Consider the following 22,975-nt stretch of genomic DNA (forward strand, 5'->3'; position numbering starts at 1 on the left):
GACCCTGTGAAAATTAGAAGGTTCAAAAACAATTTGCTAATAATTTACATCTCTTTATGTTGGCGCCACTACGGTGTGCTACGCAACCAGCATTACGACCAAGCGGGATAACCTTCTTTGCTAATTATTGATTTGCTCGCGCTTGTAAATAATATTGTCGTTTCCTCGATACACACCATACGTGAGCGTTGCGTTTGGAGGGTTATCAGCTTCGCCATCTCCATCCCAATCCCACAATAGCCAAGCATCAGGCGTATAACTAACAGGATAATTGCCAGCACCGTTTGGTGATGACAGGCGAATTCCGTCACTATTTCTATAGGCTCCTTCACTTAACGACTCTTCCCCCGAAGAAACCAATTCACCAGATTCGTCATTCACGTTGTCGTGATCATAAGCGGTACAACTGTCATACTTATTAATTCGCCAATTATTTCCGTCCCAATATTGAGTGCGAAGCGGTAACAAAAGCGCTTCGTCGGCTGCACCGTAGTTATTTATCAACGTTGCGCGACCGTAGGCAAAGCTGATTGAATCACCAAAATCGTCAACGCACTGACCGGAGCAAGAAAGTCCATTGAAGTTTGCGCCCTCAATTTGTGCTTGGTCTGCCACCAGCGCGACAGAGGCATCGATATATGCCCCGTCCAGTGTTGCGCTACCTAAGCGGCTAAATGCAATGTCATTATCAGAGAAAGTAATTTGTCCTGTCGCTCCGCTTTGAGGCCAGCCTATCGAGTTGATATTTTCCAAACGGTTTAGCAAATTGCCGTCATGCTCAACCTGCAAACCGAGACTGGTTAGCTTATCAAAACCATCGTAGTAGTTTGTGGTGCGGCTGCCATTTTGGTTAAGTGCGGTTAGCGAGAAGCTCACTTCGCTAATGGGTTGATCAAAGTAATTAAATGCGCCATTGACGTTACACGCTGCTTCAACACTTCCGCTCAAGGCAAAATTAGAAGGTGCGAAACGCCCAACGTTTTGCACCAGCCCTTGCACGGTGGTATCTGACAAATAAGTACTCTGTGCCGCAATGGAAATTGTACCTACCTCATCGTAATTAATACCAACGTTAACTTTACCTTCGTCGCTAAATAAAACACTGGGCACGCTCAATGTACCCGTTGCGCCGCCACTAGGAAGTATATTTAAGGGTGTTAACAACGCGCTACCTGAAAAATGCTCCGCGGTATTATTGTTTTCCAGTGCTGCAAAGTTATCTGGTATTCCATCGTCGTTACTGTCTTCACCATCGACCCACTGTACTGTTCGCAAGCCTAAGACAAAGTCTTCCCCTGTCAGTTTGAGCAGCGAACCATTCGCACTATTCGCGTAACCGTTAAGATTGGAGCTCGTGCCGCTATCATTTAAGATATTCATAGCAAAGCCGAACGGACGCACTTTAAAAGTATTAGAAGAACCTGCAATACCGCTTCGATTTGTTATGTCTGCTGACAACGACAACTCTCCCGCATCTGGGTATTGAATTGTAAAGGCAGCTCGCGAGTCAGCATCAAATTGAATAGGAAAGGTGCGTGGGGTTAGCCCCAGTAGATGTTCATTACCGTTATTGATAAGTAATAGGGTGTTAGAACAATTACTCGAACTAGAACAGTTATAATTTAATTCAACATCGACAATTTGATTTTTTAGCGTGTCAGAATTCCCACATGCTTCGATAGCATAGGTCTTGCTGTTAAAGCCAGTGTCTGAAGGCTTACCAGAAAGCTGAGTAACGATGGTTTCTGAATCATCAGTGATATTCTTAAACACCAGCCCGTCGGATTCATACTTTATTTTACAGCTACCTAAATTCACTTCTTTACCACCGATAAAGCAACGCAATTGAGAAGATGGATTTTCTCCCGAAGTAGCAAGTTCAGGATCTGCGCCTCTTAGGCTATCGAGTGTTAGCGAGGTCTGCCCGATAAACGTTACGCTGTCGTCAGGCGACCATCGATAGTTACCGCTATTAACGGGCACTAAGTTAACTGTTGATGGCTGGGAGTAGAGTAAATCACAGTTGACGTCTGCACAGGCTTTTAGGGTAACTTCTTTCGCGGCGCAGCTGCTACCCTTGTTATCAGCCAGTTCAAAACGATAGTGATTCAGTACTTCAATGACTTCCCGACCGCAGATGCCAGGAATATTGTTTGGCACTTCATTAGCAGTCACCCTCAGAGTAGCAGGTGAGCCGACGCCACCTCCTGCGGTAAAGCGGCCTCTCAATGTGCCTTCAGACACATTGGCAAAGGTTATTTCACCTTTTGCTAAAACCAATGCGTTGGGGTTTGAGCCATCGATGACCACATCTCCATCGACATAAATAGCGAGATAAGCCCCTTCAGCGACAGTGATATTTGCGTTCACCATGGTGAACTTTGTAGCAACGCCACCTATATTGTCCCCCGGGTCAGAAACATAAATTCGCGTGGGTGCAATTACGTTGTAGTTACCCGCCGCCATGGTTACCAGTTGACGGTTAAAATAATAATCCCCCGCTAAATCCCCTTCTGCTATCTCTGGGCCGCTATCGTCAATGGTAATTGTTGGTATCGCTCTCGCTTGTGAGTCGGTAAGCGCATCTGTGTTGTTCACGGTACAGTCGACAGGGTTCTGTCCGCATTTTGGGTAGTCTGCTGATCCACTTGTAGCATCGGTGATAAACTGCTGTGCTGACAACACACCTGCATTTTCATCAATCATTCGGCTACCAGCTGCGAGTGAAATTGCGGAACCACTAAAAGCGGCAACCGCGCCAGGAAAGGCGTCATCACAACTAGGAACTTCACCACTAAACACAAACTCTGAAGTCATAGCCAGAATGCTAGCGTCTTCTTCAGTGTGGTTGCGCTCAGAGTCTAAGCTTCTATCCTCATCTACACGCAGTCCAAGCCTATTTTTGTTTACGCCGCAGCTGCGAAGCCAACCGCCGTCGCCGCCGTTTCTACTTATTTTACTGGCTGCAACCAAAGGAGTTTGCGCATAGTTATTTTTAAAGTCATTTCGAAAGCAACCATCGTCCCACCCCTGTATGCGTACGTCGGCAAAATCGGCTTCCCAAACCACTTCAATACCATTGTCATCGAAAAATCTACGATTGAACCCTTCTGTTGTCGCCATGTAAGCTACCGTTTCATTGCGTGTAACTGGCGCATAATCTGTTTCAGACGCTTCCAACGCCATAAAATAAGATGGTGCTTCATACTTTGCTGCAATAGTTAGAAACGGTAACAAATGTTCGTTGGGTGGCTTCTTTCCATTAACGTCAACTTGGTTATTTAACGTTTGAATAGAGTGAAAGAAAACAGGCTGTTCACCAAAATCAGTTTCAAGTGAAACGCGAGCATATCTCGCATTTTCTTCGCCCACCTTCAAGGGGCCGTTAGGTTCATACCAAGGAGAGCTTGTCGATGCCTGAATAGTCCCCCCTCCGAGCTCCATCTTACCGACTTCAACAATATCACCGTCAGGAAATTCATGAACGCCATACGCAATCGCTAAGTAATGTGCTCCCATTGTGATATGCGGACCATCTTCTCCAGAAGGCTCAAGGGGCAAAGCTTCAAAACCTGTGCGAGTAACATTGCGAATTTTGACAATCGCTGGGTTGCTACCTTGATTGGTAGAGAGCATAAACACTGCTGGCGGCTCGTCGTATACCTGTGAAAAGCTAATGGTTGTCCACTCTGCTTTATTGTAGGTGTTTTGAAGCTCGATGAACCTGCCTTCGATTTGAGGGACGGCTTGCACAGCTAACGCTTGTATAAACAAGGCACAAATCAAAAAGAGTCGAGCAACAGAATTACAGTATGTCATTATTCTTCCTGCCTTACTTCAACAAGAACGCTTTTTGAGGTTTCGAGCTGACCGGTACTACACTGCGCTTCGGCCCCTAACGCATAAACCCTTATTTCATCAGCGGCAACTTCAGGCTCTTCGACGTTTTTTTCAATATCACATGAAAGTACTACTAAACAATTCTGTAAATAAGCCGTACTGATATTTACATCTGGCTCTATAATTTCTAAGCACTCAGGGTTATTACCGTTAATTAGCCTAGAAATAGCGACTTCCATCCCACTTTGCGCCGCTAAGTAAGCACGAGCGCCATAATATTCAATGGATTGCTGGCGAATATTCGATGAGATTTGATTAGACAGCGCAATACCAAGACCTAAAAGTACGATACTAATGATAATTGCTACTATAGTGGTTGAGCCTTGTTGGCGCGCAGGAGAACCAGACAACCCGACAGGACGTTGGCCTATACGATACTTTTTTTGTTGGCGTGTTTTACTATGGCACATTAGGGAAATGCACCTCGTGTACAACCGATATCTGTTCATCGTCACTGCTTTGTAATGTCATTTTCAGTTCGATTAAGCCATTTTGCCGTAACCCTGCAGTGACCACATTCGCACTCCACGAAACCACATTAGTACCAAGGACGCCCGACGTAGCACCTTGCGTCCTAATTAAGCGTTCACCTTGAACGGAAGATGTTCTACAAACGGTTACTTGCGCTTCAGGAATGAAGAAGCGTTTTCCCGGTGAAGATTGTGTATTGGGGGCACTCAGTGTGAGGTCATATTGATTATCGCTAGTGGGATCGGAAGCTGCGTCGGCAATAACATCTATTATTCGCCCGTTATCATTCACGCTCTGCGGGTTTGTTGGGTATATAACAAGAGTATCGTCCTTACTCAACTGACTGTTGAACACGACTACGTGCATAGGGTTATTAAACGCGTCGCCCACATAGGTGCCACTTTCCTTAATAGGGTAGTAAGAAAGACACCCCAAACTCGAATCGAATGACACAGAGTTTGGCACAACATTACGCAGTTCTTTTTCGAGCCGCAAAATAATAAAGCGCGCATCTGAAACAAGGCGGGTACGCTCTGCGCCGGTTATATAGATTTGTGCACTTAAAGAAATCACTTGAGCTACAGATACGCTAATCACACCTAAAATAGTGATCACTAAAATAAGCTCTATAAGTGTAAAACCGCGCTGGCGTCTTGCTTTTGGTAGGGACATTAATAGCTCCCTCTATAAGCACTGAAGTTGTAAACTTGGCCGTCTGGAGCTGTGACCGCGATATCAATACGCTTGTATTGTTTTGGTGCTCTTTTGTTTAAGTCTGACTCAATTGAAGAGTCATAAGTAACATCTACTCTATATGCAAAGCCATTATAATTTCCGCCAGCATTACTTATTGAATAACCGTTGTAATCATCTACATCGTCATAAGCTTCTTCGGAGGTTTCACCAGCGTCCGGACCCAAAGCATCGGAACACAGATTATCGCTGGCTTTAGACGGATTAGGTTTATCGACACAGGTGACAAATGGCGGGCTTCTGTCACTATTTTCATCATAAGAACGACTAAGAATGTCATTCATTAAAGACTGCCCTAATTTCGCCGCTCTAACTTGACGAAATGGCTCTGCGGTTTGTTCAGCTTGCGGGACAATAAGCGCCAGCACAATGGTTAGGCTAATCGTAAATACAACAATACCAATCACCAGCTCTAACAGGGTAAAGCCGTTCACGCATTTTCTATGTACAGGCAACGCAACCCTAGCACGCATAAATTGCCCCTTCGCTTTGCAAACACATAGCAAAGGTACTTATTTGAATTCTACAATTCGTTGAACACGCGATATTTCGCGGTCTGCCAAACCCATCAAACTGAATTTGAGAAAAGCTATCGCCATTTTCATCGGCCGTTTGAAAAGTAAAATCGGTGCTTGATACGTCGACTACCTGATCGGCATCAAAAGCGGTAGAAAGGGCGTTTGTACAATCGTGGCCAGCGGGAGGGGCAATGATTGTGGCGGTTATTTTCACACAGCTAGTGTCTTGCACATTTTGCATAGCACGAAACTGCATGTTACGAACAACTTGAAGTGTGCGATCGCGAAGGGCGATAGCTTCTTCGATGTCGCTACCAAGAAAGCGAGGTGCGGCGGTCACCGCCAGCACCCCAATAACCAATATGGTTATAATAAGTTCTACTAGTGTAAAACCGTTTTTCTTCACATTACTGGACGCAAGTTTCAACGTTAATAGAGGGTCTCTCACCAATAGCAGAAGGAGCTGTGTAGGTGATAGCACAATTTGAGTCTGCGTCAGTAGGAGCTGTAGTGTAGCCAGTGTAACCTTTATAATAAATTAGGATTTGAGCTGGATCCGAATTCGGTACAGGATTAGTTAGATAATCGTTGCCAATATCTGAGTCTAATAGATCATTCAAATTATCAAGTGTCGCATCTGGATAACCGTACACTGTTTCCACAGTGATGTTATTACCAATGTCTACCGTACCTGTTTCGGCATTGGCTTGGCCATTGATCAATGCTTTGCCATAGACCACTGACGAAGCAGATTCCAAAGCTCCGGCAATCCCCTGTAATACAGAATCACGCGCATCATCTTGAAGGTTCAAAAACTTAGGTGCTGCGGTTACCGCTAGAATACCCAGCAGTACAATAACAATGATTAACTCGATTAGGGTAAAACCCTGTTGTGTTGATACTTTTTGCATAATTAAACTTCCTAGGTATTAATTAAAAAACAGTAACCTGGCCAGTGGCTGGGTTGTAAGTGAAACCGTCGTACGTTGTACCGTCTGGCGTTCCGTCTGCCGGTGCTGAGCTATTAGGTAAACCCATAGATTCAACTAAGTAGTAAACACAAAGTGTATTTGCACCTGAGTCGTCCTCACGAACGGCATATCTGAAGTCAGCAACAACGGTGTCGTTCGTCGACGTTGTGTTTGTTGGTGCTGACTGAAGAATTAGGTCAAATACGTTTTTGCATTCAGTGTCGTTAACGGTAGAAATAAGTGTGTTGCCTGTAGAGCTTCCCGTTGGGTAACCAATGGTGCCGTCTACCCCTACTTGCGTTTGATCGTAAGTGATTACAGTGCCGTTCCCATTTCCATTGTTTCCGCTCGGACGGCCTTCAACTTCCCACTGCGCTCTTACAAGACCTACCGCTGCGGCAAAACCACCAGCAACACCTTCAACACTTGCTTCACGAGCTTCATCAGTAACATCAATAAAGCGTGGTAATGCTGTGGCCGCAAGCAACCCTAAAATGATTACAACAATTATCAGCTCGATTAACGTAAAGCCTTGTTGTTTGGTGTTCATAACATCTCCTTGATGACGATAAAGGCGAATTGTGCCGCCGTTTAATCAACTGTTTCTTTGCCTGACAACGCCGCTACCAGCGTTATATTCAAACCAAATCTCTTTTTCCCAAAAGAATGCACATTGTAAGTAACCGTTTGCATACTGGTCGCTTACAGTCACTGTTGACAGCGCTTCACCTTCTCTTAAGGTTGCAAGTGTCAGCATATATTCGCACGCATTCCCCTGTTCTTTTTCAAGTCCTTCGGGCCAGCCTTTTTCATTAATGTATAGCTCTGCCGCCACATCTTTGTGCTGTTTAACTTTGCCACCAGCGTCAAACTCAGTTTCGTAAATAAGCACAGTATCTTGCTTAGTCTTTATCCATTGTGCCCTGGCTAACATCACCACTCGCTGAAACTGTGCAACCGCGTTCTCTTTGTTAACCTTTTCCGCTTCATCAATAATTGGTGTCGCGTAAAACACGTATGTTGTTCCAATAACAGCAAGCAAAACGCCTATAACAACAAAATTAAGTAACCCCGTTTTGGTGCTTGCCACGCTTTTCCCCAGTTATAAAGCGCTTTATCAGCCGCCTTTCACCGCCGACATCATGTTCCACATTGGCGTAAATATGCCAAGCGCCAGGATCAATACCATTACCGCAACAAAACCAATCAAAATAGGTTCGATTTTGGCCGTTAAACTTTTCAAGTCGAAGTCGACTTCACGTTCGTAATAGTCAGCACTTTCTTCTAACAATGGTTCTAGTCGTCCCGTCTCCTCACCTACTGCAATCATCTGTAGTACAAGTGTAGAAAACAGTTCGCTATTTTTCGAAACTCTAAGCAAACTTTCGCCTTTTTCGATCCCTTGCCGCATTTCTTTAATGCGCTTTTGCATGTGCGCGTTGTCTACGGCGTCGGCAGTAAGTGAAAGCCCTGCGGTTAACGGCACGCCTGCACGTAAGATCATTGAAAAACTTCGGCTATATCTTGAAAGTAATGATCGCTCAATAATGCTGCCCACGACAGGCAACTTTAGTTTAAATTTGTCCCATTTGAGTCGTCCATTAGTCGAATTAACGTATTGTTTAACAGCGAAAATCCCTCCCACAATCACAATAATTAGCAGCCACCAATAGTTCACAAAGAAATTGGAAGTACCAATTAACACGCGGGTCATAATTGGAAGCTCGGTGTCAAAGCGCTCAAACATTTGAGTGAACACTGGCACAACAAATAGATTCAAAATAAACATGGCAATTGCTAGCGCAATTAACACAAAAGTGGGATAGCGCAGCGCTGATTTGATGCGCTTGCGGGTTTCTTGCTCGCGTTCGAAATAGAGGGCAAGCTGTAGGAATACATCGTCTAATTTACCGGTATTTTCACCTACCACCACCACGGATATGGTAAGTCTCGTAAACACCTTTTCATATTTAGCCATGGAAGAAGACAGACTTCGTCCCTGCTCTAACTGGTCTGCAATATCTTTCAAAATCTCTTGAAAGCGTTTATGCGATGCATTTTCGCTTAGGCCTTTAATGGCGCGAATAATGGGAATACCGGCCTTCAGCAATGAGTACATTTGGCGGGAGAAAATGATCATTTCATCCAGTCCCACCTTTTGTTGAAATAAACGCGTGATATCGAAGCCGTCTCCTTCATTTTCTGCACTGCGTTTTTTTGATTCAACAATGGTAAGAGGCACAATGTTTTGTGACAGCAAGGCTTGTGCTGCGGCTTGCGCTGACGCGGCTTCAATAACCCCTTTTTGAGGCCCGCCTTGCGTTGACTTACCTGCGTACTTGAACTGTGGCATTAGTGATTCACCACTTCAGGAACAAATTCAGCGACTTTGAACACTTCATCTAAAGAAGTTTTGCCCTGAGCTGCGTAGTCCAGTGCCATGTGAGATAAAGGAACAAAGTCTTTGTTCGCCTTAGTCGCATCTACGAAGCCCTGCGTATCGTCTTCACGCAAGGCCTCCATCATGTCCTCGTTCATTTCCAGAAATTCAAAAACGCCTATCCGGCCTTTGTATCCTGTGTGATTACAGCTGTTGCACCCGCGCCCTTTGTAGAAGGTGGCAGTGGCTAATTCAGGTTTCAAGAAGCCAACCCACGCTTGTTCTTGGGCGGTTGCAGGCTTTTCTTCTTTACAGTTTTCACACACCCTACGAACCAGACGCTGTGCAAGCACTCCTCGTAATGAAGTAGCAACCAAATACGGCGCCGCGCCCATATCGATAAGGCGAATAGCGCTGGTTACTGAGTCGTTGGTGTGAAGCGTACTTAATACCAAGTGGCCGGTTAATGCGCCTCGAAGACCAATCTCTACGGTTTCTTGGTCACGCATTTCCCCCACCATGATAATGTCGGGGTCTTGACGTAACGTAGTGCGAAGAATGGCGGCAAAGTCCAGCCCAATTTTGGCATTAACCTGAACTTGGTTGATTCGCGGTAGACGGTATTCAATGGGGTCTTCAGCCGTTATGATTTTAAGGTCAGGCTTATTAAGTTCGCTAAGTGCCCCATACAGAGTCGTAGTTTTACCGGAACCCGTAGGCCCCGTTACCAGGATCATACCGTGGGGACGATTAATGGCAGCTCTAAACTTCTCTGCCATAGCATCGGGCATACCGGTTTGGTCTAGCGTTAGTAGGCCAGCAGACTGGTCTAATAAACGCATAACTACCGCTTCTCCGTTGGCCACTGGCATGGTCGACACACGCACATCTAAGGTGTGTCCTTTTACTTTAATATTAAATCGCCCGTCTTGTGGAATACGCTTTTCAGATATATCCAAGCCAGACATGAGTTTGAGTCGTAGTACCAGCGCCGACGCTATTTTCACTTGGTTGAGCGTGTTTTCTTGCAAAACGCCGTCGACACGTTGACGAATGCGCAGGATTTTTTCATCGGGCTCGATGTGAATATCTGATGCCCTAACTTGAACGGCATCTTCAAATATGGAGTGAAGCAGCTTAACAACCGTAGCATCCGAGGTGGTGTCATCAAGGGCTGACAACTCAAAATCAGCCTCGTCTGCATACTCTTCACCTAGTTTTTCAGCAAACGACGCAATGTCCTGGGTACGGCGGTAAACAGAATCAAATGCCTCTAGCATTTGGTTCTCTTGTACGATAGCCAGCTCAATGGTTCGAGGAGCGACTAACGGGCCCAGCTGGTCTAAGCCTCCCAAGTCCGTTGGGTCGCTCATGCCCAGCAGCACTTCATCGTCGTCCGCCTCTAACACCAAGGCACGGTAGCGACGCGCGTAAGTCTCTGGGATAAGCTGAGCTTGCTCTGGATCTATACGGCGCTGTGTTATATCCAAGAAAGGAATATTTAGCTGCTGTGCCAAGAAGCGAAGAAGCTGGGGTTCGCCGATAAAGCCCAAATCGATAAGTGTATCCCCCAGTTTGCGCCCTGACGTTCGCTGCGCCGCAAGCGCATTGTCAAGCTGCTCACTGGAGATAATGTTTTCGTGAACGAGTAAGTCGCCAAGGCGCATCTTTAATCGAGGTCGCATTAAGGCTGCTCCTGTAAATCAGTTAGACGCGAGTTTGCATATTGTGCAGATGCAGAGGAAAGCCCGCCAATGGCGAGTGCCCTGGAATAAGATGATATCGCCAGGCGCTCATCTGCCAATGCGTCATAATTCACCCCTAGTGCCAACCACCATTTCGCATTATTAGGCTGTAGCGATGTCATAGCGCTGAATGCTGATATCGCTTGCTCTGACATATTTATGGTTTGAGCAGAGGTGCCCTTTAAAATTAGATAGTCGGCACGGCCTTCGGCTAAGGCTTTAGCATCCAAGCTATCAGGCATCAAATTCAATACTTCTTCGAAGCGGCTTTCCTGCACCAGAATTTTGGCCATTAGCTCTCGCCAAATTAATTCGCTAGGCGAGATCACAATGCCCTCTGAAAGTACCTGCAGTGCCTGTAAATTATTGTTTTGTCCAAAATAAAGTGCAGCCAGCTGCTTGCGCGCCTCGTCATTTTGCGGAAAGGTTGCCAGTGCTAGCGTGAAGCTTTTTTGAGCTTCATCAAAAATGCCAAAGTTATACGCTTTAAGTCCTGCTTCTAAATGCACAGCACTTTGTTGTTCAGGTGACTTAGGTGCTACCTCAACTACAGGCTCTCTGGTTATGATATTTGTGGGTTTAGGCTCTGCGGCCTTCGAGCTTGAGGGTTGTATTTTGCTAACCGCAGACAGTTCTGATTGAGGGCTACTGGCGTTTGCGCTGTTATTGACGTTTGACGCCTTCGCTTCATCAGCTGTGCTGGTTGCTGATGCCGTAGTTGTAACCCTTTTTCTGTATTGAGCTTCATCATCTTCTAATGACTCATCAATGGTATTGAAAACCAGCTCAGCCACATCTGACGCACGGTTTTGTAGCGCCATATCACTTTCAGATAACGGGGTTGATTGCATTCCTTGTGACGGCGCATTTATATCTGATGTGCTATCGGCAACGCGCTCTGATATTGTACTTTCAGCAGGCGGGTTGTTAACGCTCGGGGCACTTGAAACGGCCGTTGTGCTTAATCCATCTTCACTTTTTTCGCGATGGGAAGTACCAGATAAAAGTGTAATTACTAACCATACTACAAACACCAAAACGGCGATGATCATGAGCGCTTTTGGCCAAACTGGACGTTGACTGACTTCAACGGTTGGCGGCAAACCAAAGTCTTCACTTTTATCGCGTTCATCCAGTGACTTTAAGGTGTCATTCAAAATACTCATATGCCACTTGCGCCGTATACATGTAGTACACTTGCAACTGCCACCACAGCAAGAGACAAAATAACAAGACTCTGCCTTGGGACAAGTCTGCGTTTACAGTCATGTGTATCGAAAACGGCGCTTAGGGTATGTGACCAGGTCGCCGACGCCTTGCCCTGACCATATGCGCGCAAAAGAATCTTATGACAAACTATGTTAACCAAGCGAGGCGTGCCCTTAGTAACCAACGCTATAAATGCGCGCAGTCCTCTAGATATCAACTGCTCGTCACCACCTGCTGTCGTCAACCGGTGACCAATGTAGTAATCGACTTCGGCTGACGTCATTGTGCGTAAAGTGTAGGAAAAACTTATCCGCTGGCGTATTTGTCTTACTTTAGGGTTTGCCAGGTTGTCATCAAGTTCAGGCTGTCCAAACAAGACAATTTGAAGCAGCTTACTTTTTTCCGTTTCCAAATTGCTAAAAAGACGCAGCATCTCAAGAGCGTCCCAACTCAGCGACTGCGCTTCGTCAATGATTAATACCGCTTGTCGCCCCTCTTTTTTAAGTGCTAATAGCTTTGTCTCTATTGCATTATGCAAGCCTTGATTATCACTATTTCCCTCCGTAACAATACCTAATTCTCTCGCAAATGCTTGGCGTAGTTCATCAGGCGAAAGGTATGGATTGGGTAAATAGCAGGCTACAAATTTATCAGACAGATGATTAATTAATTTACGGCATAACAAAGTCTTACCTGTACCAACTTCACCGGTTACTTTTATAAAGCCTTCAGACATACTCAATGCTGATAAAATGACTTTCAACGCTTCATTGTGTGGCGCAAGCGCACAAAAGAAATCCGTATTCGGGGTAAGCGAAAACGGCATATCTGTGAAGTGAAAAAAGCCCTGATACATAATTAGTTTCTATACCACTGATCAAGTAATGACTGAGTGCGAAGACGTTGTTTTTCCCACGTGTCCGGTTGCACAACTGATGGGCGTATCAAGATCACCAGCTCGCGCTTACTCTGCGTTTTGGCTTTGTTTTTAAACGCGTTACCAATGAATGGAATGTCGCCCAACAAAGGCGTTTTTGATTCTTGCTCACTGGTAACGGTTTCCATCAAACCGCCAATCACGACAATTTCTCCATCGCGGGCACGAATTACCGTATCTGACTCTCGGATATTACTTTGTGCAAGTGGCAGCAAGATTTGCTGATCGCCCACCTGAATGACTTTAGTCTGCTCTGCCGTCTCCGTTACTGATGGGTGAACGTGCAATATAACCGAGCCGCTTCTATCAATTTGAGGGGTAACATCTAAGGCAATACCTGAAAAAAACGGGGTAAGTTCGATGTCATTTTCGTTTTCGGTTTGAGTCGCGCTTTGATCTTCACTGGTCGACACATCGGTGACAAAGTATTCGTCCTGACCCACTTTAATCACTGCTTTCTGGTTATTAGTGACGGTCACTCTAGGGTTACTCAACATCTGAACATCACCTTGGGTTTGCAGCATATTGATAACGCCGTCAAAGTCACCTCGGGAAATTCTCAAAGTAGAAACGCCGCCAATATCTGTAGAGATTGAGTTCCCTATGCCATTAACTGCATTAATGGCTGGATCTATACCTGCAGCGGTATTTGCAGCAAAGTTTGACGCTATAGCTCCGCCACTGAAGCCAAAGTTCACACTGCCCGTCAAGCCGCTTGCAATGCGATCCCAGCGCACGCCTTGCTGATAGCCGTCGTTTAGCGTGACTTCAATAATGCGCGCCTCTAATACCACCTGTCGCTGTAAACTCTCTTGGCTTTGGTTTAAAAAGTCTTTCACCACTGCGATTTCACTGGGCAATGCTCGAACGGTCACTAAGCCTGCTTGGGGTGAAACCACAACCTGGCGGCCTTCTGTTGGAGAGACCAGTACTTTTAGTGCCTCTTTTAAATCGCTCCAAAAGTCGTTTTCACTGGTAGTCTGAATGTTTGAGCCATTGAGCTGTTGGATGTTATTGCCGCCAAGTCCGCCTTGGCCTCCAAAACCACCCTGACCACCTAGCGCGTTCCCGCTAATGTTATTATTGCCGTTAATTCCACCGTTGTTGCCACCATTGTTTTGGTCTTGCTCACTTACCCCACCGGCAATAACGCTTACGTTAGATACACCGAAGCGCTTGATCATAAGAAAGTTAACCGGGATAGATTCCGTCTTTAGTTGAGAAGGCATAACCTGAATTACCTTCCCTTCTAAAAACACGTCTAACGGATACATTCTCGAAATAATGGTTAACACATCTTCTAACGCCACTTCTTTGAGCGTTAAGCTAATTTGCCCCGACACGGCTGGATGAACGGCGACACTGTAGGGTGTGTCTTCAACTAACGCATCGAAAAACGGACGCACGTCTACATTGTTAGCAGAAACTGCAAACATTTTCTGTGATGTTGGCGCAGGTAACGCTTGATAACGGGCAACCTCTGCCAGCAGTTCTTGATTCAGCTGAGGGGGCGGTGTTGGTTTACTTGATGTCGTATTCTGAGAACGTGCTAGTTCATCGCGAATATGAGGTTTTACTTCCTCGCCAACACCATAAGATTGGCAACCTGCCACAACTAACGCTGCAGACAAAACCAATGTGTTAACAATGAGGCTATTTTTTAATTTCATATGCATACATTCTTAGTATTTTCTGCTGACGTCCGTCAGTGATAACCACGTTCTTGGGGTTAATTTTTGATACGGTGTATTCGTTAAGTGTGTCGCCCACGCGGTAAGATTTACCCGATATGATGGCGCTATAACCTGTACTGCGTTTAAAGATAGATTGAAGTGCTAGCTCTCCTGCTACAGCTTCATCATTGCTAGACACTGATGCACTGGCGATTGCAGGCCTAGTCGGGTCGACAGACGCAACTGCAGGTAAGCATGTTGCTATCGCTAAAGCTGTGACCACAATTCTTAACCGTTTCACACTCTCTCCTTACAGCGAGATAAAGGTTTCATTATTGCTTACCGTTGCTAACCCCAGTGCTAACGTGGCACTTGGATAAGCTTCAACGTTGTAAGCAAAATCTGTTACTACGACTTTTTCAGGGGCGGCTTGAAGGCGCGCTAGGTAGCTACGCAGGTCAAAGTAACTTCCCTCAATAATTAAGCGCATGTTATGACGGTAAAACGGTGTGCTTTGAGACTCACCGTCACCAAAGCGTACTGTTTCGGTAGGCTCGACCTTAAAATTCACTAAACGTACGTTGTCTTCTTCGTTTAGAAGCGTCATAAGCAGCTCGGGCATTCGATCGGCTGCGACAAACCCTTCATTAAGTGAAAGTAGTGCCTCATCAATTGATAGTAGGTCTTTTCTGGCCTTATCGAGTTCTAGCTGCGTGCGCTTTGTATAATCGATGGTTAGCGCTTCTTGAATAGCATCTCTTTGAATGACCAATGCTTTGTGCTCGCTCTCCTTTCTGATGACTGCTTTATCGGTTGCAGACAAGTCATCAAGTGCAGGCGAAACACCGAACCAGAAGAATAGATAGATAATGAGACCAAAACTCACCCATGTAATTAGCTGTTTTTCTCTGCTTTCAAGAGCGGAGAATTTCTCAGAGAGCTGCTGGTACTGATTCATCAGCGTCTCCTTCAAAATCTGTGGATATCAAGAATTGTTTCACGTTTTCTTTGCCGTCTACTTCATCAAACTGCACTGAAGAAAATGACTTACCTTGGAAAAACGGAGACTGCTGCAACTTTTTAAGCCACACAGGTATAGATGAAGGCGCCAAGGTTTGGCCTGACAGGCGAATGGTTTGTGTATCGATATCAATACTCGTCAGCCATAGGTTCTGATTGTGGAAATTAGCCAAGTCGTCCATCACCTCGCCGTACTTTGTTGCGTCAAATGACAACTCTCCGCTATCGAGATACGCCAACAGACGTTTTCGGTTTTCGATTTTGGCGTTCACCTTTTCAAGCTGTTGCTGAAGCGACTGGGTGTCTCGTTTCTTCTCGAGTGCAGCGCTTAAGGTTTTAATTTCGCCATTCAATTGGTTAATTGCGTTTGTTATTTCATTTAAATTTTTCTGCTTCGCCCCCAACGTAATATTGAGCGCAATTACCACTACCAACATGACACCAATTGCCCCGCCATTAAGCCAAAGTACCTTCGAGAATGGTAACCGCTCTTTCTTTGGTTTAAGGGAGTCCTGATAGAGGTTTATCGTTCTTTTCATGCCACCTCTCTCGCTGCAACAAGTGCACTTGCTAACGCAAAGTGGCAGGCAGGTTCAACTACATCGGCTAAATTAAGCTGTGGAGTAAAGACATTCATGGCAGCGGGCTGGAACGGCTTCAGCCGTTCGATCACTGGCACGCAGTCAAATTGAGTTTTAAACAGAATTTCTTTTAAAGGCGGCTGCTTAAGTTGCGACTCATAGAAATCCATTGAGCGTTGAATTTCTAATCCCAATGTATCACTTAGCTGTGACAGGTCTGTTTGCTCATTAACTTTGCTTACAAATCCACGTAAGCGACGTGCCAACCAGATAGCCTGAGAGCGCACTATCATTAAAAACGGTTCACTGTTGGGCTCTTGGATGATGAGTAGTCGCGCATAGTCATCATTTGGCACCATTTCAGTTGCTAACACTTCTTTGGTGTGGATATGTGTAAGCTGCTTGTCTTTCTTTTTTGCCATGCTCGCTGCGACGGCAGCAAGTGGGGACTTTTCGGCAGCGAATACATCTATCTTTTGGCCGCCAGTTCGACTTTTAACCGGGTAATCGACATAGTCTAAAACCATGTTACTGGAGTCATAGGGAACCAGCTCTCCAAGAGTCCACGGTAACGCCGTTGTAATATCCTCTTCTGCCATTTCTGGCTTATCAACCTGTACCATGTGGTACATATCCTGTGAAAGCACTATAGAAACATTACAAGTCGACTTAGCAAACGGGCTTAACGCCGCCGATAGCTGTTGCTTGAGAGGCTGATGCTGATCATAGGGAATTGAAGAAACAGAATTAAGTGAAACAGCGTCGCCACTGCGCTCTATAGCCACAATATGTAGCTCAGAAGCACAGACCGATACGCCTACAGTGACGCTAGTTTTGTTACTTTTCGAAGAAAATAAGCGTGAAAGCATATATCTACTTAATTCGTTAATGCCGAGTATTATCTTATAATCGACAATACCTTATGGCGCCAATGAGTAACATGGCATTAACTCAAAAGTAGACTAATTATCTAAATAGAACAAATACCTACATAAGTATAGGCTTATATTGTGCGTGCTCGTTTATGTGGCCAGTTTAATCGCTTAAATTTGTTACTGTTCCGTTTGCAGGAAAATAGTCGAAATACGCGCCGCTGCTCAAGCTGAAGCGACACCAATAGTTGTCTTCGTTCTCTTCAAGTTCAGCGTAATAATCTGCATGGATCTTAAAGCCGTCCACGCGCAGTGGTGTCGCCACTAGCGACGTCCATATTTTTTCACACCCTTCACTAGAAAGCTCAGCGGTCGGCCATCCGTTGTGATTCATTCGCACCGGAGTACGGTTCGTTTCTTTGCCCGACTCATTATAGTGAATCAGCATTATCATAGTAGTGGGTTGGCGTACTCGCCATTGCCAGTGAGACGAGACGACGTGACGCTTAAACGTATCTAGATTTAGTGCAAAGGCGATTGTTGTGGTGTCTTGCTCGTCGGTATGAAGAAAGTTGATAGTAACGCCAAGGGTAATTGCAAAAATAGCTGCAATAGCCGCTTTAAAAACATTAGACGTGGAAGGTTTCTTTTTGTTGGTTTTATTCATTGTCGATTCCCCATGCCTTTGTTCAAGTCGTTAGCGCTTGTTAGGCATTGTTCTATTTTATCGACATTTTGAAGAAAAAATGAAGTAGGTATAAATAAACCTTAAGAATTTCTGGTTAAAAACGAAGACTCAGCATTATGGCAACGGCTTGTGCAATATCGTAATTCCCCAAAAATCACCGTCTTTTTGCTTTAATTGCCAGCCATTTTTTATGAGTGATTTTCGGGTGTAATAGTTAGTCATGCCATGCCCGAATAGCACTATCCGCTCGTGCTTCTCACACAGTTTTTCGATACGCTCGGAAACAAGGTTAACCCTTTGCTTGGCAGCTTTGAAACTTTCAAATCGACCTTTAAATCCTATAAACCATAGTGCACGACTTAAGACGACCCAGTGCCAACTGCGCAAGGTGAGCGGAAGTTTGTAATAAGGAATATCCATTTCTTTAAGGTGGGGCAACTCTTCATCAATTTGAGTCGCGCCGTAATAAGCCGCAGACAATTTAGCCCTTAGTAACGGGCTAACCACAATGTAGCTGTCGTCGATATGGGTCTTCTGCTTTGGGTGACTTGTTGGATCGAGTATCGATTTATCATAGTTACGCACCCACTGAGCATATTGAGCTGCATTTACTTTGTCATTATGCGCCGAGAGAGGCTTACCGTGTCTAATAAGTACGACTTCCTTGACGGAAGTATTGTTTATCACGTCCATGTTCATTTTAAGTCGTCTACTTTATCCTGTTGGGCTAGCTAATCAATGGCGATTGAGCCACCTTATCGCTTTTCAAGCAAAGATGGCTCCTTCTAATGCGTACCTTTTCACGGGTTAGGCGCTTGCCAATACAGCATCCACAGACTCATCCGATTGAACTGCGCCAGAAACTTTCGTTGAGATATAAGAGGACAGCACTTCCTGTTGGGCTTTGTCCAAGCGTAATCCATGTTTTGTTCTGCGCCAAATCACGTCTTCTAGACAACAAGCCCACTCGCACTCTATAAGGTAATCAACTTCTGCCTGATACATACCAGCCCCGAAATGAGTCCCCATAGCATCGACTGACGCTTTACCTTTAAGAAACTTATAACATAGCAAACCATACTGTCTTGCGTAGCGTTCAGCGATAGCGTTGTCCAGCCAAGAAAACTCGGAAGTTAGTTGAGCAACTAACGATTCTTGACTCTCAAATGCACCACCTGGTAGCGGTACTTCTTTGGTCCACGCTTTTTTCGCTTTCGGGAAACATGAGACAAGTTTATCTACCGAGTGCTCTGAAAGCTTTCGATAGGTTGTAATCTTGCCGCCGAAGATATTAAGTAATACGGGCTTTCCAGCCTCACCCTTAAGCTCTACTTTATAGTCCCGAGTAAGTTCTTGTGCTGACGCGTTTTTCTCTTCTAAGAGTGGTCGCACGCCACTGTAAGTATGGACTATATCTTCGCGTGTTATCTTGGACTTGAAGTAGTTGTTTACGACGTCAATTAAGTAATCAGTCTCTTCGTTTGAAATTGCAGCGTCTGACGGGTTACCTTTAAAGTCTTCGTCTGTCGTGCCCACAAGTGAGAAATCACCTTCGTAAGGGATCACGAATACAATGCGTCCGTCTTTATTTTGCAGAATGTACGCTTCATCAGAGTTATATAGCTTGGGAACGACAAAGTGGCTTCCCTTTACCATGCGCATCGCATTGGGGTTGTGAATATTTACCAAGCGATCTAGAAACGATACTGCCCACGGTCCAGCCGCATTAACAATTGACTTGGCCTTAACTGTAAACGTTTTCCCTTGAGACGTTTTAAGCTCCACATTCCACAAATTATCTAACTTTTCAGCTTTAACGCATTCAGTACGCGTATATATCTTCGCCCCCTGATCTTGGGCAGCTAGCGCATTTAGTACCACTAAGCGTGCATCATCTACCCAACCATCTGAGTATTCAAAACACGTTGAAATATCGCTAACCAGCGGGCTTTCACTGGTGGTCGTTAGCTTACGTGAGCGCGGTAACATATTGCGCTTAGCCAGTGAGTCATAGAGGAATAAACCAATTCGTATCATCCACGCAGGGCGTAAATGCTTTTGGTGAGGCAAACGAAAACGTAGCGGCCACATGATGTGAGGCGCTTTCTTCAACAACACTTCACGTTCTGCCAGCGCTTCTTTCACTAGGCGAAATTCATAATGTTCTAAATACCTAAGTCCACCATGAATTAATTTGCTGCTAGAAGAAGACGTTGCGCCTGCGAGGTCACCTTTCTCGCACAAAGCAACCGAAAGCCCGCGTCCCGCAGCGTCAAGCGCGACGCCTACGCCGTTAACACCGCCGCCAACGACTAAAACGTCGACTGTCTGTTCAGTTTGATTGCTTTGACTCATACATTGCCTCTAGTGGTATTTATATGGATATCCTCATATGGTTGTCTATTTGACAAGCAAAAAGAAAACATGTCAACACAAAACGAACATTTACGAACATTAAAGAAAGTTAAAATTCGTAATTAAAAGGAATGAACAAATCCAATCGCAACAATACTTAACTGATTTACATTGAAAAATACGTGGTGTGTAAGTGCGCTTGCGGCAGCAGTGCGTAATGTTTAAAGAAGGCTGCCAAAAAGTAGAATGCGACCAAAACCGAGAACAGGTTTAAGAGTAGTGGAAAACTATGGTAAATAGATGGTCACGCTTTGACAAAGGTGATGTTATTTTCTTCGATTATCTTGCTTATGCTGGGCGGCGGCGTTTTATCACAAACCAAGCAATCAACCTGTGAAATGTGCCCCTGCTCCACCATTGCGCGGCGTTCAAACTTACTGTAGTCCGCAGCTAATATAACGTGTTGAGTATGTTCCAAAATGGCTTGGGACACTTTCACTTCTCTGAAATCAAAGTCAAGTAGTGCACCGTCCGAACTAATACCACTGATACCGATTATGCCGTAATCCATGCGGAACTGGCTTATAAAATCGCAGGTTGCCTCGCCAATGATTCCGCCATCGCGATAGCGAACTTCACCGGCAGCAATTATGACGGAGAAATCCTCTTTAGCCGAAAGAATGGTAGCAACGTGAATATTGTTGGTTACCACGTGAAGATTTTTGTGGTTGAGCAACTTAGTTGCAATCATTTCCGTCGTCGTACCGATATTAATGAACAACGATGCGCCGTCAGGGATCATTGCAGCCACTGCTTCAGCAATTTTCTCTTTGACTTCGCTGTTTTGGGTTTTCCTTTCCTGATATGGCGTGTTTTCCCAACTTCTGTTTAGGCCAGCACCACCATGATAGCGGCTCACCACACCGTTTTCGGCAAGCTGGTTAAGGTCTCGGCGGATTGTTTGCGGCGTAACTTCGCAAGCACTGACCAAATCATCAATAGACATAAAACCATGTAGCTTTATAAGCCCAACAATTTTTTCGTGTCTTTGCGTTTGATTCATCGCGAGTCCTCAGAATTAGAAAATTACATCAATTATACGTGCTTAACTTCAATGTTCCCATAACAAAACGAAACGCCAATGTTCGTTTTCGAAAATATAGCATTGTTAATCCTGTGTAAATGATGCAAACTCTATGAAAACTATCTTCAGGAGTGACCTTATGGGACAACATATCCTTGCCATTGACCAAGGTACAACAAGCTCTCGCAGCATCATTTTTTCTCCAAAGGGCAGTATAGACGCTATTGCACAGCAGGAATTCTCTCAAAAATATCCGAAAGATGGCTGGGTTGAGCATGATCCAGAGGAAATTTGGGAAAGCGTTGTCTCTACCCTCAAAGAAGTTTTCAATAAATGTTCATTAACACCATCAGATATCGCAGCCGTTGGTATCACTAACCAGCGCGAAACAACCTTAGTGTGGAATAAAAACACTGGCGAGCCGGTCTACCCGGCTATTGTTTGGCAAGACAGACGCACAGCCCAGCTTTGTCGTGATTTAAGTGAAGACGAAGAGCTCGTCTCACACATTACTGAATCGACAGGGCTTCTGTTAGACCCTTATTTCTCTGCCACTAAAGTAGCTTGGATATTAGACAATGTAGAAGGTGCAAGACAGCAAGCAGAGGACGGAGAGCTGCTGTTTGGAACCGTAGACACGTTCCTTATATGGCGCTTAACGGGTGGTGAGTCACACAAAACTGATGCCACCAATGCCTCGCGTACAATGCTGTTCGACATCAATAACCAATGCTGGGATGAGAAGTTACTAGATAAATTCAATATCCCACGCTCAATGCTACCCGAGGTGATGGATTGTGCGGCTGACTTTGGTGTAACGAAAGAAGACATCATAGGTAGAGCTATTCCTATCCAAGGCGTAGCAGGCGACCAGCAAGCAGCATTAGTTGGCCAAGCATGCTTTGAAAAAGGCATGGCCAAGAGCACCTACGGTACCGGTTGTTTTATGATATTGAACACTGGTGACGCCCCTTTGCAATCGAAAAACCGATTACTCACCACCGTTGGGTATCGTTTAAACGGCAAAACGACTTATGCGCTTGAAGGCAGTATTTTTATGGCCGGCGCAACCGTTCAATGGCTCAGAGATGGGTTGAAGCTTATCGACGATGCCGCCGAGTCGGAGGCACTTGCACAGCGAGCAAGACAAGATAACGGCGTGTTCCTTGTCCCGGCATTTACTGGTTTAGGCGCACCTTATTGGGATCCAGATGCCCGTGGCGCAATTTTAGGTTTAACCCGCGACACAGGCATTAGCGAAATCGTTGCTGCGGGACTTCAGTCTGTTTGCTACCAGACGAAGGACCTGCAAAAAGCAATGGAAAGCGATGGCGCTCGCCCCACAACTATTCGTGTAGATGGCGGTATGTCGCGTAATGATTGGGTTATGGGCTTTCTTTCAGACATATTGGGCGCTGAAGTAGAGCGCCCTGAGATTACGGAAACCACCGCTCTTGGTGCTGCCTTCTTAGCAGGATTACAGGCTGGTGTCTTCAATTCAATCGACGATTTAACCCATTGTTGGAAGAGTGATAGCGTTTTCACTCCAAGATTGACCAAGCAAGAACGTGATCAAGCCTATGATGGTTGGAAAGCCGCCGTCGACCGTATCCGCTGCAGCTAATTTTCCTTTATTTTTCTGATTGTTAATAAAGTGCGGCTATAGACCGCACTTTTTTTATACAAAAAATTTTTTTATAACATTGTAATTACATTGTCATTTTGTGCTAGTATTGGATCCAAGGTAAACGCTTCACCTTTTACCTTAAATAAGAAACGCTATATTTTTCATAAAGTTACAAATAATAATCACGAAAA

22 protein-coding genes are annotated in these 22,975 nt (G+C 45.1%); 1 reads left to right on the top strand and 21 read right to left on the bottom strand.

The window, feature by feature from the left end; genetic code table 11:
• Positions 1-120: 120 nt before the first annotated feature.
• The 21 genes from AWH61_RS15830 to AWH61_RS15930 form a co-directional block, all read right to left on the bottom strand.
• Positions 121-3,819, bottom strand: coding sequence for an H-type lectin domain-containing protein (locus AWH61_RS15830; RefSeq protein ID WP_075177598.1), 3,699 nt, complete (start codon positions 3,817-3,819; stop codon positions 121-123).
• Positions 3,819-4,310, bottom strand: a complete 492-nt coding sequence (locus AWH61_RS15835; RefSeq protein WP_075177599.1) for a pilus assembly PilX family protein — start codon at positions 4,308-4,310, stop codon at positions 3,819-3,821. The genes AWH61_RS15830 and AWH61_RS15835 overlap by 1 nt, the downstream gene beginning before the upstream one ends.
• Entirely contained in the window at positions 4,300-5,043 is a 744-nt protein-coding gene (locus tag AWH61_RS15840; RefSeq protein WP_075177600.1) for a prepilin-type N-terminal cleavage/methylation domain-containing protein, read from the bottom strand. Before AWH61_RS15840 ends, AWH61_RS15835 begins: the two co-directional genes overlap by 11 nt.
• Positions 5,043-5,597, bottom strand: a complete 555-nt coding sequence (locus tag AWH61_RS15845; protein ID WP_075177601.1) for a prepilin-type N-terminal cleavage/methylation domain-containing protein — start codon at positions 5,595-5,597, stop codon at positions 5,043-5,045. Before AWH61_RS15845 ends, AWH61_RS15840 begins: the two co-directional genes overlap by 1 nt.
• The gene (locus AWH61_RS15850; RefSeq protein ID WP_349642593.1) at positions 5,587-6,090 is read right to left on the bottom strand and encodes a type II secretion system protein; all 504 of its coding nucleotides are present in this window, start codon (positions 6,088-6,090) and stop codon (positions 5,587-5,589) included. Before AWH61_RS15850 ends, AWH61_RS15845 begins: the two co-directional genes overlap by 11 nt.
• Positions 6,050-6,553, bottom strand: coding sequence for a prepilin-type N-terminal cleavage/methylation domain-containing protein (locus tag AWH61_RS15855; RefSeq protein WP_075177603.1), 504 nt, complete (start codon positions 6,551-6,553; stop codon positions 6,050-6,052). The genes AWH61_RS15850 and AWH61_RS15855 overlap by 41 nt, the downstream gene beginning before the upstream one ends.
• Positions 6,554-6,575: 22 nt before the next feature.
• The gene (locus AWH61_RS15860) at positions 6,576-7,163 is read right to left on the bottom strand and encodes a prepilin-type N-terminal cleavage/methylation domain-containing protein (protein ID WP_014978004.1); all 588 of its coding nucleotides are present in this window, start codon (positions 7,161-7,163) and stop codon (positions 6,576-6,578) included.
• Positions 7,164-7,208: 45 nt separating this feature from the next.
• Positions 7,209-7,703 (bottom strand): hypothetical protein, encoded by a 495-nt coding sequence (locus AWH61_RS15865; protein WP_039225871.1) that lies wholly within the window; start codon positions 7,701-7,703, stop codon positions 7,209-7,211.
• A 27-nt stretch (positions 7,704-7,730) separates the two neighbouring features.
• Positions 7,731-8,966 carry a type II secretion system F family protein gene (locus tag AWH61_RS15870; protein WP_014975386.1) on the bottom strand — a complete coding sequence of 412 codons (1,236 nt, stop codon included), beginning with the start codon at positions 8,964-8,966 and terminating at the stop codon, positions 7,731-7,733.
• On the bottom strand, positions 8,966-10,678 hold the full coding sequence (locus tag AWH61_RS15875) for a GspE/PulE family protein (RefSeq protein ID WP_039236887.1): 1,713 nt from the start codon (positions 10,676-10,678) through the stop codon (positions 8,966-8,968). Before AWH61_RS15875 ends, AWH61_RS15870 begins: the two co-directional genes overlap by 1 nt.
• On the bottom strand, positions 10,678-11,904 hold the full coding sequence (locus tag AWH61_RS15880) for a tetratricopeptide repeat protein (RefSeq protein WP_075177604.1): 1,227 nt from the start codon (positions 11,902-11,904) through the stop codon (positions 10,678-10,680). The genes AWH61_RS15875 and AWH61_RS15880 overlap by 1 nt, the downstream gene beginning before the upstream one ends.
• Complete coding sequence (locus tag AWH61_RS15885) at positions 11,901-12,803, bottom strand: ExeA family protein (RefSeq protein ID WP_075177605.1); 903 nt, start codon at positions 12,801-12,803, stop codon at positions 11,901-11,903. The genes AWH61_RS15880 and AWH61_RS15885 overlap by 4 nt, the downstream gene beginning before the upstream one ends.
• A 2-nt stretch (positions 12,804-12,805) precedes the next feature.
• On the bottom strand, positions 12,806-14,554 hold the full coding sequence (mshL, locus tag AWH61_RS15890) for a pilus (MSHA type) biogenesis protein MshL (RefSeq protein WP_014947896.1): 1,749 nt from the start codon (positions 14,552-14,554) through the stop codon (positions 12,806-12,808).
• Positions 14,538-14,858 (bottom strand): agglutinin biogenesis protein MshK, encoded by a 321-nt coding sequence (locus AWH61_RS15895; protein WP_014947895.1) that lies wholly within the window; start codon positions 14,856-14,858, stop codon positions 14,538-14,540. The genes mshL and AWH61_RS15895 overlap by 17 nt, the downstream gene beginning before the upstream one ends.
• 9 nt (positions 14,859-14,867) lie before the next feature.
• Complete coding sequence (locus AWH61_RS15900; protein WP_014947894.1) at positions 14,868-15,515, bottom strand: type II secretion system protein M; 648 nt, start codon at positions 15,513-15,515, stop codon at positions 14,868-14,870.
• A complete protein-coding gene (locus AWH61_RS15905) occupies positions 15,490-16,116 on the bottom strand; it encodes a PilN domain-containing protein (protein WP_075177606.1) in 627 nt (208 codons plus the stop codon). The genes AWH61_RS15900 and AWH61_RS15905 overlap by 26 nt, the downstream gene beginning before the upstream one ends.
• A complete protein-coding gene (locus AWH61_RS15910; RefSeq protein ID WP_039225880.1) occupies positions 16,113-17,027 on the bottom strand; it encodes a hypothetical protein in 915 nt (304 codons plus the stop codon). The genes AWH61_RS15905 and AWH61_RS15910 overlap by 4 nt, the downstream gene beginning before the upstream one ends.
• Positions 17,028-17,193: 166 nt before the next feature.
• Complete coding sequence (locus AWH61_RS15915) at positions 17,194-17,697, bottom strand: hypothetical protein (RefSeq protein WP_014947891.1); 504 nt, start codon at positions 17,695-17,697, stop codon at positions 17,194-17,196.
• Positions 17,698-17,832: 135 nt separating this feature from the next.
• A complete protein-coding gene (locus tag AWH61_RS15920; protein WP_075177607.1) occupies positions 17,833-18,417 on the bottom strand; it encodes a phosphoglycerate mutase family protein in 585 nt (194 codons plus the stop codon).
• Between the two features lie 108 nt (positions 18,418-18,525).
• Entirely contained in the window at positions 18,526-20,073 is a 1,548-nt protein-coding gene (gene glpD, locus AWH61_RS15925) for a glycerol-3-phosphate dehydrogenase (protein ID WP_075177608.1), read from the bottom strand.
• Positions 20,074-20,377: 304 nt separating this feature from the next.
• A complete protein-coding gene (locus tag AWH61_RS15930) occupies positions 20,378-21,136 on the bottom strand; it encodes a DeoR/GlpR family transcriptional regulator (RefSeq protein WP_014947888.1) in 759 nt (252 codons plus the stop codon).
• Between the two features lie 160 nt (positions 21,137-21,296).
• On the opposite strand from AWH61_RS15930, the gene glpK reads away from it, so the two are divergent.
• Positions 21,297-22,781, top strand: coding sequence for a glycerol kinase GlpK (glpK, locus tag AWH61_RS15935; protein ID WP_014977992.1), 1,485 nt, complete (start codon positions 21,297-21,299; stop codon positions 22,779-22,781).
• Positions 22,782-22,975: the final 194 nt, after the last annotated feature.

Origin of the sequence: Alteromonas sp. W12, from assembly GCF_001924945.1 — a bacterium.
GTDB lineage: Bacteria > Pseudomonadota > Gammaproteobacteria > Enterobacterales > Alteromonadaceae > Alteromonas > Alteromonas macleodii.

What these genes read in the sequence shown, in the direction of transcription:
- AWH61_RS15830 (WP_075177598.1), bottom strand. Translation starts at nt 3,819, where the DNA reads ATGACATACTGTAATTCTGTTGCTCGACTCTTTTTGATTTGTGCCTTG.
- AWH61_RS15835 (WP_075177599.1), bottom strand. Translation starts at nt 4,310, where the DNA reads ATGTGCCATAGTAAAACACGCCAACAAAAAAAGTATCGTATAGGCCAA.
- AWH61_RS15840 (WP_075177600.1), bottom strand. Translation starts at nt 5,043, where the DNA reads ATGTCCCTACCAAAAGCAAGACGCCAGCGCGGTTTTACACTTATAGAG.
- AWH61_RS15845 (WP_075177601.1), bottom strand. Translation starts at nt 5,597, where the DNA reads ATGCGTGCTAGGGTTGCGTTGCCTGTACATAGAAAATGCGTGAACGGC.
- AWH61_RS15855 (WP_075177603.1), bottom strand. Translation starts at nt 6,553, where the DNA reads ATGCAAAAAGTATCAACACAACAGGGTTTTACCCTAATCGAGTTAATC.
- AWH61_RS15860 (WP_014978004.1), bottom strand. Translation starts at nt 7,163, where the DNA reads ATGAACACCAAACAACAAGGCTTTACGTTAATCGAGCTGATAATTGTT.
- AWH61_RS15870 (WP_014975386.1), bottom strand. Translation starts at nt 8,966, where the DNA reads ATGCCACAGTTCAAGTACGCAGGTAAGTCAACGCAAGGCGGGCCTCAA.
- AWH61_RS15875 (WP_039236887.1), bottom strand. Translation starts at nt 10,678, where the DNA reads ATGCGACCTCGATTAAAGATGCGCCTTGGCGACTTACTCGTTCACGAA.
- AWH61_RS15880 (WP_075177604.1), bottom strand. Translation starts at nt 11,904, where the DNA reads ATGAGTATTTTGAATGACACCTTAAAGTCACTGGATGAACGCGATAAA.
- AWH61_RS15885 (WP_075177605.1), bottom strand. Translation starts at nt 12,803, where the DNA reads ATGTATCAGGGCTTTTTTCACTTCACAGATATGCCGTTTTCGCTTACC.
- mshL (WP_014947896.1), bottom strand. Translation starts at nt 14,554, where the DNA reads ATGAAATTAAAAAATAGCCTCATTGTTAACACATTGGTTTTGTCTGCA.
- AWH61_RS15900 (WP_014947894.1), bottom strand. Translation starts at nt 15,515, where the DNA reads ATGAATCAGTACCAGCAGCTCTCTGAGAAATTCTCCGCTCTTGAAAGC.
- AWH61_RS15905 (WP_075177606.1), bottom strand. Translation starts at nt 16,116, where the DNA reads ATGAAAAGAACGATAAACCTCTATCAGGACTCCCTTAAACCAAAGAAA.
- AWH61_RS15910 (WP_039225880.1), bottom strand. Translation starts at nt 17,027, where the DNA reads ATGCTTTCACGCTTATTTTCTTCGAAAAGTAACAAAACTAGCGTCACT.
- AWH61_RS15915 (WP_014947891.1), bottom strand. Translation starts at nt 17,697, where the DNA reads ATGAATAAAACCAACAAAAAGAAACCTTCCACGTCTAATGTTTTTAAA.
- AWH61_RS15920 (WP_075177607.1), bottom strand. Translation starts at nt 18,417, where the DNA reads ATGAACATGGACGTGATAAACAATACTTCCGTCAAGGAAGTCGTACTT.
- glpD (WP_075177608.1), bottom strand. Translation starts at nt 20,073, where the DNA reads ATGAGTCAAAGCAATCAAACTGAACAGACAGTCGACGTTTTAGTCGTT.
- AWH61_RS15930 (WP_014947888.1), bottom strand. Translation starts at nt 21,136, where the DNA reads ATGAATCAAACGCAAAGACACGAAAAAATTGTTGGGCTTATAAAGCTA.
- glpK (WP_014977992.1), top strand. Translation starts at nt 21,297, where the DNA reads ATGGGACAACATATCCTTGCCATTGACCAAGGTACAACAAGCTCTCGC.